Source organism: Mesorhizobium sp. M00.F.Ca.ET.216.01.1.1 (assembly GCF_004010325.2).
Taxonomy (GTDB): Bacteria; Pseudomonadota; Alphaproteobacteria; order Rhizobiales; family Rhizobiaceae; genus Mesorhizobium.
On sequence record NZ_SADR02000004.1, the window covers coordinates 38159 to 53826 of the forward strand.

The 15668-nt window shown below is 63.4% G+C and carries 15 protein-coding genes; 7 read left to right on the forward strand and 8 right to left on the reverse strand.

Annotation, left to right across the window (positions count from 1 at the left end):
• Positions 1-8: 8 nt before the first annotated feature.
• The 3 genes from EN859_RS06985 to EN859_RS06995 form a co-directional block, all read right to left on the reverse strand.
• The gene (locus tag EN859_RS06985) at positions 9-1565 is read right to left on the reverse strand and encodes an NADH-quinone oxidoreductase subunit NuoF (protein WP_127852842.1); all 1557 of its coding nucleotides are present in this window, start codon (positions 1563-1565) and stop codon (positions 9-11) included.
• Entirely contained in the window at positions 1562-2041 is a 480-nt protein-coding gene (locus EN859_RS06990) for a formate dehydrogenase subunit gamma (RefSeq protein ID WP_127852841.1), read from the reverse strand. Before EN859_RS06990 ends, EN859_RS06985 begins: the two co-directional genes overlap by 4 nt.
• A 133-nt stretch (positions 2042-2174) precedes the next feature.
• A complete protein-coding gene (locus tag EN859_RS06995; RefSeq protein ID WP_127852840.1) occupies positions 2175-3074 on the reverse strand; it encodes a LysR family transcriptional regulator in 900 nt (299 codons plus the stop codon).
• Positions 3075-3265: 191 nt separating this feature from the next.
• On the opposite strand from EN859_RS06995, the gene EN859_RS07000 reads away from it, so the two are divergent.
• Together EN859_RS07000 and EN859_RS07005 are read left to right on the forward strand one after the other, a co-directional pair.
• The gene (locus tag EN859_RS07000; protein ID WP_127852839.1) at positions 3266-3907 is read left to right on the forward strand and encodes a DUF47 domain-containing protein; all 642 of its coding nucleotides are present in this window, start codon (positions 3266-3268) and stop codon (positions 3905-3907) included.
• A gap of 3 nt (positions 3908-3910) precedes the next feature.
• A complete protein-coding gene (locus EN859_RS07005; protein WP_127852838.1) occupies positions 3911-4915 on the forward strand; it encodes an inorganic phosphate transporter in 1005 nt (334 codons plus the stop codon).
• 47 nt (positions 4916-4962) lie between these two features.
• Here the strand turns inward: EN859_RS07005 and EN859_RS07010 are convergent, their stop codons facing one another.
• The gene (locus EN859_RS07010) at positions 4963-5340 is read right to left on the reverse strand and encodes a VOC family protein (RefSeq protein WP_127852837.1); all 378 of its coding nucleotides are present in this window, start codon (positions 5338-5340) and stop codon (positions 4963-4965) included.
• A gap of 239 nt (positions 5341-5579) precedes the next feature.
• On the opposite strand from EN859_RS07010, the gene EN859_RS07015 reads away from it, so the two are divergent.
• The gene (locus tag EN859_RS07015; RefSeq protein WP_127852836.1) at positions 5580-6749 is read left to right on the forward strand and encodes an Mrp/NBP35 family ATP-binding protein; all 1170 of its coding nucleotides are present in this window, start codon (positions 5580-5582) and stop codon (positions 6747-6749) included.
• A gap of 141 nt (positions 6750-6890) precedes the next feature.
• On the opposite strand, the gene EN859_RS07020 is transcribed toward EN859_RS07015, so the two are convergent.
• Complete coding sequence (locus EN859_RS07020; protein WP_127852835.1) at positions 6891-7340, reverse strand: carbon monoxide dehydrogenase subunit G; 450 nt, start codon at positions 7338-7340, stop codon at positions 6891-6893.
• 149 nt (positions 7341-7489) lie between these two features.
• Between EN859_RS07020 and EN859_RS07025 the strand changes: the two genes are divergently transcribed.
• Positions 7490-9295, forward strand: a complete 1806-nt coding sequence (locus EN859_RS07025) for an IlvD/Edd family dehydratase (RefSeq protein WP_127852834.1) — start codon at positions 7490-7492, stop codon at positions 9293-9295.
• 83 nt (positions 9296-9378) lie between these two features.
• Here the strand turns inward: EN859_RS07025 and EN859_RS07030 are convergent, their stop codons facing one another.
• Positions 9379-9798 carry a GFA family protein gene (locus tag EN859_RS07030; RefSeq protein WP_127852833.1) on the reverse strand — a complete coding sequence of 140 codons (420 nt, stop codon included), beginning with the start codon at positions 9796-9798 and terminating at the stop codon, positions 9379-9381.
• Positions 9799-9958: 160 nt separating this feature from the next.
• Here EN859_RS07030 and EN859_RS07035 point away from each other — a divergent pair, with 160 nt between their 5' ends.
• Positions 9959-10357, forward strand: a complete 399-nt coding sequence (locus EN859_RS07035) for a hypothetical protein (protein ID WP_127852832.1) — start codon at positions 9959-9961, stop codon at positions 10355-10357.
• Positions 10358-10368: 11 nt separating this feature from the next.
• On the opposite strand, the gene EN859_RS07040 is transcribed toward EN859_RS07035, so the two are convergent.
• Together EN859_RS07040 and EN859_RS07045 are read right to left on the reverse strand one after the other, a co-directional pair.
• Entirely contained in the window at positions 10369-11958 is a 1590-nt protein-coding gene (locus EN859_RS07040) for a trimethylamine methyltransferase family protein (protein ID WP_127852831.1), read from the reverse strand.
• A 293-nt stretch (positions 11959-12251) separates the two neighbouring features.
• Entirely contained in the window at positions 12252-13745 is a 1494-nt protein-coding gene (locus EN859_RS07045) for a PLP-dependent aminotransferase family protein (RefSeq protein ID WP_127852830.1), read from the reverse strand.
• 15 nt (positions 13746-13760) lie between these two features.
• Here EN859_RS07045 and EN859_RS38015 point away from each other — a divergent pair, with 15 nt between their 5' ends.
• Together EN859_RS38015 and pgi are read left to right on the forward strand one after the other, a co-directional pair.
• The gene (locus EN859_RS38015) at positions 13761-13901 is read left to right on the forward strand and encodes a hypothetical protein (RefSeq protein ID WP_189501752.1); all 141 of its coding nucleotides are present in this window, start codon (positions 13761-13763) and stop codon (positions 13899-13901) included.
• A gap of 121 nt (positions 13902-14022) precedes the next feature.
• Entirely contained in the window at positions 14023-15666 is a 1644-nt protein-coding gene (pgi, locus tag EN859_RS07050; RefSeq protein WP_127852829.1) for a glucose-6-phosphate isomerase, read from the forward strand.
• Positions 15667-15668: the final 2 nt, after the last annotated feature.

Here is a 15668-nt window from a genome sequence, read left to right on the forward strand (position 1 = left end):
GTCCGCTCCTATTCCGCTGCTTCGGCGACCGGCGTCGGCCGAAAGTCGTCGGGGAAATGGTTGAGTGCACTCATCACCGGATACGGAGTGAAGCCGCCCAGGGCGCAAAGCGAGCCGAACTTCATCGTATTGCAAAGGTCGGTGACCAGCGCGATCTGCTTCTCGGGTTCGATGTTCTGGGCCAGCCGGTCCAGCACCTCGACGCCTCGCGTCGAGCCGATGCGGCAGGGCGTGCACTTGCCGCAGCTTTCGATGCTGCAGAATTCCATGGCGAAGCGCGCCTGTTTCAGCATGTCGGCCGTGTCGTCGAAAACGACGATGCCGGCATGGCCGATCAGCCCGTCCTTGGCGGCAAACGACTCGTAGTCGAACGGCGTGTCGAACAAAGCGCGAGGGAAATAGGCGCCAAGCGGCCCGCCGACCTGAACGGCCTTGACCGGCCGTCCTGTCGCCGTGCCGCCGCCGATATCGTCGACGATCTCGCCCAGCGTCATGCCGAACGCCGCCTCATAGAGACCGGGATATTTGACGTTGCCGGCGATCTGGATCGGGATGGTGCCGCGCGAACGGCCCATGCCGAAATCCTTGTAGAAGGCGGCACCCTTGTCCATGATGACAGGCACCGAAGCCAGCGAGATGACGTTGTTGATCACCGTCGGTTTGCCGAACAGGCCCTTGTGCGCCGGCAGCGGCGGCTTGGCCCGCACCTGTCCGCGCTTGCCTTCGAGGCTGTCGAGCAGGGAGGTCTCCTCGCCGCAGACATAGGCGCCGGCGCCGACGCGGACTTCCATGTCGAACGTGTTGGGAGAGCCCATGACACTGACGCCGAGCACGCCGTTCCGGCGCGCGGTTTCGACGGCCTTCCGCATGGCCGCCACCGCGTGCGGATATTCCGAGCGGATATAGATGAAGCCCTTGGTGGCGCCCGTCGCGATGCCGGCGATCGCCATTCCTTCGATCAGTACGAAAGGGTCGCCTTCCATGATCATGCGGTCGGCGAATGTGCCCGAATCGCCCTCGTCGGCGTTGCAGACGATGTATTTGCGGTCGGCCGTGGTATCGAGCACCGTCTTCCATTTGATGCCGGTCGGGAAACCGGCGCCGCCACGTCCGCGCAGGCCGGACTCGGTCACTTGGCTGACGATGTCGGCGGGCGCCATCGCCACCGCATTTTGCAGGCCCTTCAGCCCGCCATGCGCTTTGTAGTGGTCGAGCGACAGCGGATTGGTGACGCCGCAGCGCGCGAAGGTCAGACGCGTCTGCCTGGCCAGGAACGGGATCTTGTCAGGCGCGCCCAGCCAGCGCTTGTGGTGGCCGCCGGTGAGGAAACCGCTGTCGAACAGGCTCTTGACGTCCGAAGGCTTCACCGGCCCGTAGGCGACGCGGCCATTGGCGGTCGCCACTTCGACCATCGGCTCGAGGAAATAGGCGCCACGCGAGCCGTTGCGCACGATCTTGGCCTCGACGCCGCGGTCGGCGAGTTCCTTCGCAATCGCCTTGGCGACTTTTTCGGCGCCAAGCGCCAGCGCGCCGGAATCGCCGGGAATATAGATGCGCGGGATCATGAGCGCACCTCGGCGACGATCTCGTTGAGCTTTTCGTCATCGAGCCGGCCGATCACCTCGCCGTCCAGCATCGCCGACGGCGAGCAGGCGCAAAGGCCGAGGCAATAGACCGGTTCCAGCGTCACCGAACCGTCGCGGGTCGTCTCGTGGAAGCCGATGCCCAGCAATTGTTTGAGCTTGGCCGCGATCGCGTCCGAACCCATCGACTGGCAGGCTTCCGCCTGGCAGAGCTTAAGCACATGCCGCCCGGCGGGATGACGCCGATAGTCATGGTAGAAAGTGACGACGCCATGCACCTCGGCCCTGGAGATGTTGAGCGCCTCGGCGATCACCGGCAGCGCGTCCTGCGGCACATGACCGAACTCCTCCTGGATGCTGTGCAGGATCGGCAGCAGCGGGCCTTCGAGGCCTTTCAGCTCCTGGACGATCGCTGCCGTGCGCGATGCGATCTCGGTACTTGCAGGCTGCATTGTCATGCAGCGCCCTCCCTGGTCATGGCGATCTTCCGCTAAGTACTTAGGAAATCAGAGGAAACCCGCTAGATCAATAAAGCTGTGCCGTTGCTCGATAGAAATTCTCTATCAATTGCGTCCAGCAGCCATATCTAGCCTAGCGGCGCGCGTGGAAATCGTCCGCCAGCGCCATCGCCTCGTCCAACAGCGCCGAGACCAGTGGCGTATGAGGCTCACGCGGCGCGGCCACCAGCCCGACGGTATGACTGGCATCCGGCTCGACGATCGGAATGGCCCGGATCGGCTCGGAAAAGCCGAATGTTTCCGAGAGGTTGAGCGGCATGATCGATGACCATTTACCGGTGCGGATATGGGAAAACAGCACGATCATCGAATTGGATTCGAGCGTCGGCCGCACCTGCACGCCGGCCTCGGCCAGGTGCTGGTCGATGAGACGGCGGTTCTGCATGTCCGGCGTCAACAGGCAGAGCGGCAGCTGGCTGATCTCGGCCCATGTCACTTTGTCGCGGTCGGAGTAGGGATTTCCGACAGCGGTGATCAGTTGATAGCGCTCGTCATAGAGCGGCACGCTGGTCACCCGCCCCAGCGGCTCGTTGTCGAGGTAGGTGATGCCGGCGTCGATGTCGAAATTGCCGAGCAGCGACAGCACCTCGATCGAGGTGCGCGATAGCACCGAGAAAGTGACACCGGGATGTTTGGCGCGAAATGGCGTCGTCAGCCGCGCCACCATGGCGAGCGCCGTCGGGATCGCGGCGATGCGGATGCGTCCGGAAAGGCCGTGGCGCGCCGCCCGCATCTCCTCGCGCATGGTGCGGGTGTCGCCGACGATGCGGCGCGCCCACACCAGCACCTGCTTGCCCTCCGGCGTCAGCCCCTGGAAGCGCGAGCCGCGCAGAACCAGCATCACGCCGAGCTGGCCTTCCAGTTGCTTGATGCCGGCCGAAAGCGTCGGTTGGGTGACGCCGCACACTTCCGCCGCCCGGCCGAAATGCTCTTCCCTGGCCAGCGCGATGAAGAATTCCAGTTTGTCGATCATGCCACTTGGAGCCGGTTATGGACTTTCTGCCCGATCGTTCCGCGCAAGGTCGGGGAAAATGTGCTTCACCGCAAGCTCAATGCGCAAAGGCCGGCATCCACATCTTTCAGCCGGCTTACCAGTTTCCCGCGGCGGAATGCGGCGCTATGTGAATGGAACGGGTCGTGGACCGGGCGCGACGGAGATCGAACATGCTGGGCTGGTTCCGTAGGCTGCTGCCGCGCGAAGATCGCTTCTTCGACCTGTTCGAACAGCACTCCCGCACCGTGGTCGGCGGCGCCGAGGCGCTGCAGCAGCTTCTTCAGGGCAAGGATATCGATCGCTGGTGCCAGAAGATCGTCGATCTTGAGGACGAGGCCGATCACATCACCGCCGAAGTCCTCCACGCCGTGCGGCGCTCCTTCATCACGCCCTTCGATCGCGGCGACATCAAGGACCTGATCCAGTCGATGGATGATGCCATCGACATGATGCACAAGACCGTCAAGACGGTAAAGCTGTTCGAGAAGAAGGAATTCGACCCGCTGATGCAGGAAATGGGTGGCGTCATCGTCGATGCGGCCAAGCTGGTCGCCGAGGCCATTCCACTGCTGAGCAAGGTCGGGGCGCATACGGTGCGCCTCAACGCCATCGCCGAAGAGGTGATGCGCGCGGAAGGTCGGGCCGACGATCTGCACGAGCAGGGCCTGAAGGATCTGTTCAAGCGGCATGGCCGCAGCGACCCGATGGCCTACCTGATCGGCAGCGAAATCTACGGTGAGTTGGAAAAGGTGGTCGACCGTTTCGAGGACGTCGCCAACGAGATCAGCGGCATCGTCATCGAGAACGTTTAGCTGATGGAAGCCGCTATTGCCTTTCCCCTGCTGGTCGGCCTTGTCGCTGTCGCGCTGTTCTTCGATTTTCTAAACGGCTTGCACGATGCCGCCAACTCTATCGCCACCATCGTCTCCACCCGCGTGCTGAGGCCGCACTTTGCAGTGTTCTGGGCGGCCTTCTTCAACTTCATCGCCTTCCTGTTCTTCGGTCTTCATGTCGCGGAGACGCTGGGGACCGGCATCATCGATGCCAGCATCGTCACACCGGCGGTGATCTTCGCTGCGCTCGTCGGCGCCATTTTGTGGAACATTGTCACCTGGCTGGTCGGAATCCCTTCCAGCAGCTCGCATGCGCTGATCGGCGGCCTGGTCGGCGCCGGCGTTGCAAAGGCAGGCAGCGGCGCCATCGTTTGGGCTGGGCTGGGCAAGACCACGGCGGCGATCGTGTTGTCGCCGACAGCCGGGTTTCTTCTGGCGCTCGTCTTGATCCTTGTTGTCTCCTGGCTGTTCGTGCGGCAGACCCCGTTCGCCGTGGACAGCACGTTCCGCGTCATGCAGTTCTTTTCTGCCTCGCTCTATTCGCTCGGGCACGGCGGCAACGACGCGCAGAAAACCATGGGCATCATTGCCGTGCTGCTCTATTCGCAAGGCATGCTTGGAGAAAAATTCTACGTGCCGCTATGGGTCGTCATCACCTGCCAATCGGCGCTGGCGCTGGGCACGTTATTCGGCGGCTGGCGCATTGTCCACACGATGGGCTCGAAGATCACCCGACTCAATCCGATGCAGGGTTCCTGCGCCGAGACCGGCGGCGCAATCACGCTGTTTGCCGCCACCTGGCTCGGTATTCCCGTGTCGACCACGCACACGATCACCGGCGCCATCGTCGGCGTCGGCGCTGCGCGCCGCGTCTCGGCTGTCCGCTGGGGTATTGCCGGCAACATCGTCATTGCGTGGATCGTCACCTTGCCGGCCACGGCCGCGATTTCGGCTCTCACCTACCTGGCGGTCGGCCTGGCAAGGTGATGTGAGCACGTTGGCATGGCGCGGCAGCAGTGCGCGAACGCCTAGATCTACCGGTCCACAAGGTTCAGGATGTTGCCGTCCGGGTCCTTGAACCATGCGACCTTCATGCCGTTACCGACATGGATATCGCCCTCCAGCGTCAGGCCGGGCATGTCGTAGTGCTCGAAAGCGACGCCCTTCAATTTCAGCGCCCTGACGACATCATCGATCTCCTCGCCGACCATCCAGGTCAGCGCCGTCGCCTTGTTGGTTCCGGCGAACTTCGACTGGTACACATTGATGCTGGTGTCGCCACTTTTGTAGACGATCAACTCGCCGCCCTCATTGTGCACTTCATTGAGGCCGAGTGTCCCTTCGTAGAAGGCCTTGGCCTTGACCAGATCCTTGACCGCGAGGTTGGCTGTTGCATTGCTGTTTCCGAGCATGATGGTCTCCTCCTTGCTGGCGGGCACGTCCCAAACGCTGTGTAGGAAATAGCGCTGCGTCGTCGTGTGGCGACCGCACCTTGTCTGATCGGAGTGCGCCTTCACTCGAGACGTTTTGACTCCTGCAATACCCGCAGGCGAGTGCAGGCTTTGAAGGCATGCCGCGATACGTGTCGTTCCGCCGCTTGGTTCTGTTCGGGAATTGCACTATGTGGAGCGAAAAGCAGAGGAAAAAACTCATGTCCGTGACCAAGGAAATCGTCATCGAGCGCCTGAAGACGGTCAACGGACCGGACTTCACCGGCAATATCGTCGACCTCGGCATGGTCTCCGAAATTTTCATTGCCGATTCCAAGGTCTTCTTCTCGATCACAGTTCCCGCTGCCCGCGCCCAGGAGATGGAGCCGCTGCGCGCCGCTGCCGAGCGTGTCGTCAAGGCGATCCCCGGGGTTGCCAGCGCCGTCGTTGCACTGACGGCGGAGAAGAAGGGCGGCGGCATGGAGGCTCCGGTCCCGCAAAGACCCGCTCCCAGGCCCGCACCGCCGGCTGCACCAGCGCGGCCAACGCCTCAGGCGCCCGCCTCGCACAGTCACGGCAAGCGCGGCGTGCCCGGCATCGAGGCGATCATCGCCGTCGCCTCCGGCAAGGGCGGTGTCGGCAAGTCGACCACCGCCGTCAACATCGCGCTTGGCCTTGCCGCCAACGGCCTCAAGGTCGGCGTGCTCGACGCTGACATCTATGGCCCGTCCATGCCGCGGCTGCTCAACATCCATGGCCGTCCGCAGACCGTCGACGGCAAGGTCCTGAAGCCCATGGAGAATTATGGCTTGAAGGTCATGTCGATGGGCTTCCTCGTCGACGAGGAGACGCCGATGATCTGGCGCGGGCCGATGGTGATGTCGGCGCTGACGCAGATGCTGCGCGAGGTCGAATGGGGTCCGCTCGACGTGCTCGTCGTCGACATGCCGCCCGGCACCGGCGACGCCCAGCTCACCATGGCCCAGCAGGTGCCGCTGGCCGGCGCCATCATCGTTTCGACGCCGCAGGACCTTGCCCTGATCGACGCCCGCAAAGGGCTCAACATGTTCAAAAAGGTCGATGTGCCGCTGTTGGGAATAGTCGAGAATATGAGTTACTTCCTCGCCCCCGACACCGGCAAGCGCTACGACATCTTCGGCCACGGCGGCGCGCGCCGCGAGGCCGAGCGTCTCGGCGTCACCTTCCTCGGCGAGGTGCCGCTCGAAATGGGTATCCGCGAAAGCTCGGATGCCGGTACCCCGGTGGTCGCCTCGAAGCCAGGCGGCGCCGAGGCAAAGATCTACCGCGACATCGCCTCGAAGGTCTGGGACAGGGTCAACGAAGAACGCGGCACGGCCGAAGCCGCGGTGCCGTCGATCGTATTCGAGTGATGCGGATCCCCTCCCCTTGAGGGGAGGGTGCCGAGCGAAGCGAGGCGGGAGGGTAACCTCGACCTTTGACAGGACAAGACGGAGCGCGTCACTGAGGATCCCACCCGACCTGCGAGCTACCCTTCCCTCGAGGGGGAATGCTTAGCCACCCACCGTCGCGCCGAAGCTCGAAAAGAACTGCCCGGCAAGTTTTTTCGAGGTCGATTCGATCAGCCGGCTGCCAAGCTGGGCGATCTTGCCGCCGACATCGGCCTTGGCCGCGTATTTGAGGATCGTCGTCTCCGGTCCGTCGGCGGTCAGCGTCACGTCGGCGCCGCCCTTGGCGAAGCCGGCGATGCCGCCCTTGCCCTCGCCCTGGATCGTGTAGGAATGCGGCGGGTTGAGGTTCTTCAGCGTCACCCCGCCGTTGAACGTCGCCTTGATCGGTCCGATCTTCACCACCACGGTCGCCGCCATTTCGGTGTCCGACTTTTTCTCCAGGCTCAGGCAGCCGGGAATGGTTTTTCTCAGAACGTCCGGGTCGTTCAGCGCTTCCCAAACTTTTTGCAGGGATGCGGCGATGCGCTCCTCGCCTTCGATCACCAAAGCCATCAAAATCTCCCGGACATGACAGGCCCGAAGCCGTAGCGTACAGCCAGGTACATGTCCATCGCACCAAAGTCCGGGTTTGGATCTCACGTCCCCCTTGCTTGCTCCCGCGCGTTGTCATATCGATTTGTCATACAAATACGGAGACCATGATGGCCGGCGCACCCACAACAAAGAAGAAATTTCGCTCGCAGGAGTGGTTCGACAACCCCGACAATCCCGGCATGACGGCACTCTATCTGGAGCGATACCTGAACTACGGGCTGACGCGCGCCGAACTGATGTCCGGCAAGCCGCTGATCGGCATTGCCCAGACTGGCTCGGATCTCTCGCCCTGCAATCGGCACCATCTCGAACTGGCCAAGCGCGTGCGCGAGGGTATCGTCTCGATGGGCGGCATTCCGTTCGAGTTCCCCTGCCACCCGATCCAGGAAACCGGCAAGCGGCCGACCGCCGCACTTGACCGCAACCTTGCCTATCTCAGCCTAGTCGAGGTGCTTTACGGCTATCCGCTCGACGGCGTCGTGCTCACCATTGGCTGCGACAAGACGACGCCTGCCCTGCTGATGGCCGCGGCCACCGTCAACATTCCGGCTATTGCGCTGTCGGTCGGCCCGATGCTCAACGGCTGGCACAAGGGCAAGCGCACCGGCTCCGGCACCATCGTCTGGGAATCGCGCCAGCGCCTGTCGGCCGGCGAGATCGACTATGACGAGTTCATGGATATCGTCGCCTCTTCGGCGCCGTCGACCGGCTATTGCAACACCATGGGCACCGCCACCACCATGAACTCGCTGGCCGAGGCGCTCGGCATGCAACTGCCGGGTTCGGCCGCCATTCCGGCGCCCTATCGCGAGCGCGGCCAGATCGCCTACGAGACGGGAAAACGCATTGTCGACATGGTGCACGAGGATCTGAAGCCGTCCGACATCATGACCCGCAAGGCCTTCGAGAATGCCATCGTGGTCAACTCGGCCATTGGCGGCTCCACCAATGCGCCGATCCATCTTAACGCCATCGCCCGCCATCTCGGCGTGCCGCTCGACAATGACGACTGGCAGAACGTCGGCCACAAGATACCGCTGCTCGTCAACCTGCAGCCGTCGGGCGAATATCTAGGCGAGGACTACCATCATGCCGGCGGCGTGCCGGCAGTGGTCGCCGAACTGATGAAGGGCGGCCTGTTGCCGCATCCCGATGCCATCACCGTCAATGGCAAGACGATTGGCGACAATTGCAAGGGGGTCGCCAACGAGAGTACCGACGTCATCCGCACGGCCGCCGAACCGCTGAAGACCAATGCCGGCTTCATCAACCTCAAGGGCAACCTGTTTGATTCGGCGATCATGAAGACCAGCGGCATATCGCCCGAATTCCGCGAGCGCTATCTCTCAAATCCGAAGGACCCAGAGGCCTTCGAGGGCAAGGCAATCGTCTTCGACGGACCCGAGGACTACCATGCCCGCATCGACGATCCGGCGCAGGGCATCGACGAACACACCATCCTGTTCATGCGCGGCGCCGGCCCGATCGGCTATCCGGGCGGCGCCGAGGTCGTCAACATGCAGCCGCCAGCCTATCTCATCAAGAAGGGCATCCATGCGCTGCCCTGTATCGGAGACGGCCGCCAGTCTGGCACGTCGGGCTCACCCTCGATCCTCAATGCCTCGCCCGAAGCCGCCATCGGTGGCGGGTTGGCGCTGTTGAAAACCGGCGACCGCGTCCGCATCGACCTGCGCAAGGGCACCGCCGACATCCTCGTCACCGATGACGAGATCACGCGGCGGCGCGCCGAATTGCAGAACAATGGCGGCTATCACTACCCCAAGCATCAGACGCCGTGGCAGGAGATCCAGCGCGGCATGGTCGACCAGTTTTCCGCGGGCATGGTGCTGAAGCCGGCGGTAAAATACCAGGACGTGGCGCACACCAGCGGCGTACCGCGGGACAATCACTGAACGCCAGATCGCGGGTGCTTTCGCAAATGGGCAAGCTGGCGGCTTGATCTCGATCAAAACCGCCGGCTTGCCTGAACCGCGGCCTATAAATATCCAGTGATCTCCGGCGCTTGGTCCTGTCTGTTGCGCTTGCCGTCCTCGTAGACGATTGGTGCTGCGGCGAGTTCCTCTTCGGTGGCATCGTCGAGGCAGGCGACATTCACCGCCCAGAAATTCCCGCCCATGAAGTCGAGGTAGCCGCGGGAGAAGAAATTTGCGCCGCAGTTCGGGCACATATAGTGGTTGATGTCGCCTTCCGGCCAGTCGGACGGGCTCGCCTTGTATTCCCGCATCCGGTCGCGGCCATCCGTCACCCGCAGTGCCTCGTAGGCTGTGAAGGATTTGCGGTAGCCGAGCTTCCAGCAGAAGCTGCAATTGCATTTGCGGATGCCGTCGGCGAGGTCGAGATCGGCCTCGAAATGCACTGCGCCGCAATGGCAGCTGCCGTGATAGGTCTTTTTCATCGTCTTTGCCTCGCAGAAATTGCTCTGGTTCCCACCGGTGATCGGCGAAGCCAGACTCGTATTACAGCTTTCACCAGATAGCCGCCCAGTCTCCAGGCAATCCGCCTCTTGTGCGTAATAGGGCGCGCGGTGCCATATTGATGGGAAACGGATGACCATCATGACGAGACGGCGTTCTTCCCTGGGATTCCTTGGAATGTTCGGCCGCTCAGGCGATCTCAGGGAGCTCGACGCCGCAATGCGCGGCGTCGACCTTCACCCCGCCCTCGTGCCGGAGGGCGTAAAACTCACCATCGTCAATCTGATGAAGGATCACTGGCCCGACGAGCCGCCGCCACAAGCCTATCCATCCTTGGCGCAGCTGTTCGGCTATTGCATCGCCGGGCCGGAAGCGTTCGAACTGGCCAATGGGCTTGAGCTTAGGCTGGGCGCAGAGCGCCGGATCGAGGCGGCACTCGAGGCCGGCGACAGCTTCGATGCGCAGATCGTGCTGATGGCGCTGCATGCCAGGCTGATCAGCGCCGAGGTCGTCGAGCGCTACGGGCTGAGCGCTGACTGACGGGAAGCGGCCTAGCCGCCCATGCCGCTGCGCGGCAGCTTGATCATGTCGCCGAAGCGGGCTCGCAATTTGTCGTCGACCGGCCTCGGCACATGACGCGGGAAGCGCTCGGCGAGGATGCGCTTCTTCTCGGCGATCGCCCGCTGCAATATGTCGGGCCTGCCTTTCTCGTTCCACTCTTTCGGCGAAAAGCGGTCGCCGACGGCCGGATAGAAATATTCGGTCTGCATCAGCCTGAGCGTCTGCTCGTTGCCGAGATAGTGGCCCGGCCCCTTCAGGCAGACGTCGGCGATGGTGTCGATCGATAGCGCTTCGTCGGTCACCTCGATGCCGCGCACGCAACGCAAGCAGTGGCCGAGCATGTCATTGTCGATGATCAGGCTTTCCAGGCAGAAGCCGAGCAGCGAGGCATGCATGCCGGCCGATTCGTAGACGAGGTTCAGGCCGGAAAGACCGGCCATCACATTGGTGATGCCCTTTTCGTAGCCGGACTGGATGTCCGGCAGCTTCGAATCCGTCATGCCGGCGGCCGAACCGCCGGGCAGGTCATAGAATTGCGCCATCTGCGCGCAGGCCGCGGTCAGCACCGCCTGCTCGGCCGAACCGCCCGACATGGCCCCGGTCCTGAGATCGGAGACGAACGGCCAGGTGCCGAAGATCGCCGGATGGCCGGGTTTGATGGCGTTGACATAAACGAGGCCTACCAGCACCTCGGCCACCGCCTGCACCACGGCTCCTGCGATCGCCGCCGGCGCCGTCGCGCCCGCCTGACCGGCCGACAGCAACAGGATCGGAATGCCGCCATCGACGCAGGCTTCGAGCACGCCGCAGGCGTCCTCGGCAAACTTCATCGGCGGCACCACGAAGCAGTTCGAGTTCGACACGAACGGCCGGGCGCGGAAGTTTTCCTCGCCGCCGGCAATGGCATAGAGCATTTCGAGCGCCGGCTTGACGTTCTCACGCACCGTGAACGACGTGCCGACATGCTTGGACGTTCCCATCACGCAGGCGTAGAGCGTGTTGAAATCCATATCGAGCGGATCGGGGATGTCGCGCGGCACCATCGTGCGCTGGAAGAAATGGATGTTGTCGAGCCCCTCGACGAGGCGGGCGGCGTCATAGATGTCCTGCAGCAGCGACTCGCGGTATTCGCGCTTCTCGACGTCGACCAGATGCACTGCGGCACCCGCAGTGCCGTAATGCACGCGCTTGCCCTGGATCACCATGTCGTGCTTCGGATCCTGGCCGTGCAGCGTGAAATGCCGTGCCGCCTTCTTGATCGTATCGAGGACGAGGGCGCGGGGGAAACGGATGCGGCCGTCGTCGCCATGGGTTGCGCCGGCCTTGGTCAGCGCCTCGATGCAAGAGGGAATGGCATTGGCAAAGCCGACCGTCTCCAGAAGGGTCAGCACGGCCTCGTGGATGCGCTCGCGATCGTTTTCGCTGAGTGGTCCGTAGCTGCCGCCTTCGAGGCCGGCGCGCACCGGCTTGATGTCGTCGGCAAGCGGCGCTGCCCGCATGGCGCGGCGCGCCTCGCGCCCGCCGGAACGCCGCGAACGTTGCTCTGCGGACGAATCCTGCTTTTCAAGAGCCACTGACATGGAGGCACTCCACCTTTAGCTGCGAAGCGGGGCGCGGCGGTTGGTCCACCATCGGTCTGCTTCGTCCCCTTGTGCCTCGACTATGCCGCCGGCATTGGCACAGCCTATGAGCCAGCGGGTGCCGTCGCATATGCCAGGGCGCTAAAGGAAACCGGAGGCGCGCTACAGCGCCGCGCGTCCTCTTCGACGCGCAAAGAACGCTGTAGCACTTTGATTTGGCGCATGATCCTTTCCGAAAATCGATTCCGATTTTCGGAAAGGATCATGCGCCAAGCCCCGGTCTGGGGAGAGGATCAAGCTGCCGCCGGCCTGCGTCCAGCCGCTGTCGCCAGTTCGCGAATGCCGGGCTCGATGTGCTGGAGCGCGATCGAGGAAATGCCCAAGCGCATGAAACGCGACGGCTTTTCGGTGCGGTCGAAGAAGCGGTCGCCAGGCTCGATGATGACGCTGCGCGACGCGGCGGCCTCGGCCAGGCCGCGCGAATCGGTACCGCGCGGCCCCTCGAGCCAGAGCGACGTGCCGCCGGCCGAATCGGTCGAACGCCATTCCGGCAGAAAAGCGGAAATCGCTTGGACCAGACGCTTGCGCCGTTCGTCGAAGGCGCTCGACAGCCGCCGCACCAGCGCCTCGTGATGACCGAGCGACAGGAACAGCGCGACCGCACGCTGGTTGTTTGCCGGCGGGTGCCGCAGCATGAAGCGGCGCAGTGCGCGAAGCTCGGCGATCAGCCCGGCGGAGGCGACGATGTAGCCAAGCCGCAGGCCGGGAGCCAGCGTCTTCGACATCGAGCCGACATAGACGACGCGGCCGGAACGGTCGAGGCTCTTCAGCGCCTGCTGCGGCGCTTCATCCAGAAGCTGGCTGTCATAGCCGTCCTCGATGATGATCTGGTTGTAGCGGTTGGCCCGTGCCAAAAGGTCCTGCCGACGCTCCGCCGACAGCGGCACCATGGTCGGGCAATGATGGCTCGGTGTCACAAAGACGAAGCCGGAATCGTTGGGAATCGAAGAGGTTACGATGCCGGACTGGTCGACCGGGACCGGCTGGATGTCGGCACCCGCCAGGCGGAAGATCGAGCGTGCGTCGGGATAGCCGGGATCCTCCATCGCCACCTTGGAGCCCTTGGTCATCAGCAGCGTGGCCAGCATATAGAGCGCGTTCTGGGCGCCCAGCGTCACGATGATCTCGTCCGGGTTGGCGAAGATGCCACGCCGCGGCAACAGCCGTGCCTGGATCTGCTCGATCAGCAGCGGGTCGTCGCGGTCGACCATGTCGGACGCCCAGTTGCGTATTTCGAGCACGGCAAGCGCCATGCGATTGCACTCGCGCCATTCAGCGGTTGGGAACAGCGCCGGGTCGAACTGGCCGTAGACGAACGGGTAGGACGACTTGATCCAGTTGTCGTGCTTGGCCGGCGGCGGCATGTCGCTGGCGGCGATCTGCCGGCGCGCCTTCCAGTCGATCTCGTTGGCCTGGTCGGGTGCCTTCTGGTGCGGCTTTGCCGGCGTCGCCAACACATCTGGATTGACGAAGTGGCCACGCCGTTCGCGCGCTACCAGGAAACCCTGGTCGACGAGTTGCTGGAAAGCCAGCACCACGGTACCGCGGGCAACGCCGAGTTTCTCGGCCAGGATTCGGCAGGACGGAAGCGGCATCGAAGCGGCAATCTGCCGGTCGAGGATGGCGGCGACGATCGCTTGACGGATCTGAGCCTGGAGGGTCTGGCCGGATTCCGCCGAAATCCGGAACAGGCCGGACCATATGGCCGTGTCGTTTCGCTGTGGCATGGGAGATGTTCCTCGATGGCCAGCCTTTTTCTTGGCTGGACCAGTGGAATGTACTGGTGGCACAAGGTGTTGCGCCAATCAATTTTTCTGATCGCTGGGATTTATGCCAGTGATCCTTTGCCGTCTTGGATGCTGCACTGCGGCATCGCGGCGTGACGCAGTGCGTCATCGCTGCGCATTGAAACGAACCGAATTCAACCCGATAGTTTGCCGCGACGACACGCGCCGGAAACATCCGGTCTGATATGATGCATCTCAAAAGGCTCGGAGTGAGGCAGTGGATCAAGCGTCCTTTCAAAAACAGCTCGCCGCGTTGCGCGATCATCGCGCGGCCAGATCGGGCACCATGCGCGAGGCTTTCGCTGCCGATCCGCAGCGCTTCGAGAAATTCTCCGCCACCGACGGCGACCTGCTGCTTGACTGGTCGAAATGTGCGGTCGATGCGCAGACGATGGACCTGCTCGAGAAACTGGCCGGTGCCGCCGATCTCGACGGCCGCCGCGCCGCGATGTTCGAGGGCAAGAAGATCAACGTAACCGAAGGCCGTGCCGTGCTGCATACGGCGCTGCGCAACCTGACCGGCAAGGGCGTCGTGCTCGACGGCCAGGACGTGAGGGCGGAAGTTGTCGCCGTGCTCGACGCGATGGGCGCCTTCGCCGAAGCCGTGCGCTCCGGCAAGGCGGCCGGCGCCACCGGCAAGAAGATCACCGACATCGTCAACATCGGCATCGGCGGCTCCGACCTCGGCCCGGCCATGGCGACGCTGGCGTTGGCGCCCTATCACGACGGGCCGCGCGCGCATTACGTCTCCAATATCGACGGCGCCCATGTCCACGACACGCTGAAAGGCCTTTCCGCCGAAACCACGTTGTTCATCGTCGCCTCGAAGACCTTCACCACCGTCGAGACGATGACCAATGCCGAGACGGCGCGTAAATGGGTTGAGAAGGCGCTCGGCAAGCAAGCCGTCGGCAAGCATTTCGCCGCCGTCTCGACGGCGCTCGACCTGGTGGCGAAATTCGGCATCGCGCCGGACCGCGTCTTCGGCTTCTGGGACTGGGTCGGCGGCCGTTACTCCTTATGGGGAGCGATCGGCCTGCCGGTGATGATCGCCATCGGGCCGAAGAATTTTCGCGCCTTTCTCGATGGCGCACATGAGATGGACGAGCACTTCCGCACCGCGCCGCTGGCAACGAACCTGCCGGCGCTGATGGGTCTGATCGGCTGGTGGCACCGCGTCATTTGCAAATACCCCGCCCGCGCCGTCATCCCCTACGACCAGCGCCTGTCACGGCTGCCGGCCTATCTGCAGCAACTCGACATGGAATCGAACGGCAAGAGCGTCACCCTCGACGGCGGCACCGTCAAGACGCCGACCGGCCCGCTGGTTTGGGGTGAGCCCGGCACCAACGGCCAGCACGCCTTCTTCCAACTCCTGCACCAGGGCACCGACTTCATCCCGGTCGAATTCCTAGCCGCCGCCGTCGGCCACGAGCCCGACCTCAAACATCACCACGACCTTTTGCTTGCCAACTGCCTGGCACAGTCGGAAGCCTTCATGAAGGGCCGCACGCTGGAGGAAGCCCGCGCTCAGATGCTGGCGAAAGGCATGAATTCAGCCGATATCGACAGGATCGCCCCGCACCGCGTCTTCTCCGGCGACCGTCCCTCGGTGACCATCCTCTACAGGAAGCTCGACCCGCATACGTTCGGGCGGCTGATCGCACTCTATGAGCACCGCGTCTTTGTCGAAGGCACGCTCTTCAACATCAATTCCTTCGACCAATGGGGCGTCGAACTCGGCAAGGAGCTGGCCACGGGGCTGCTGCCTGTCGTGGAAGGCAAGGAGAATGCCGCAAAGCGGGATGCTTCGACCGCCGGGCTGGTGGGACACATCCACCGATTGCGCGGCTCGGAGTAAAA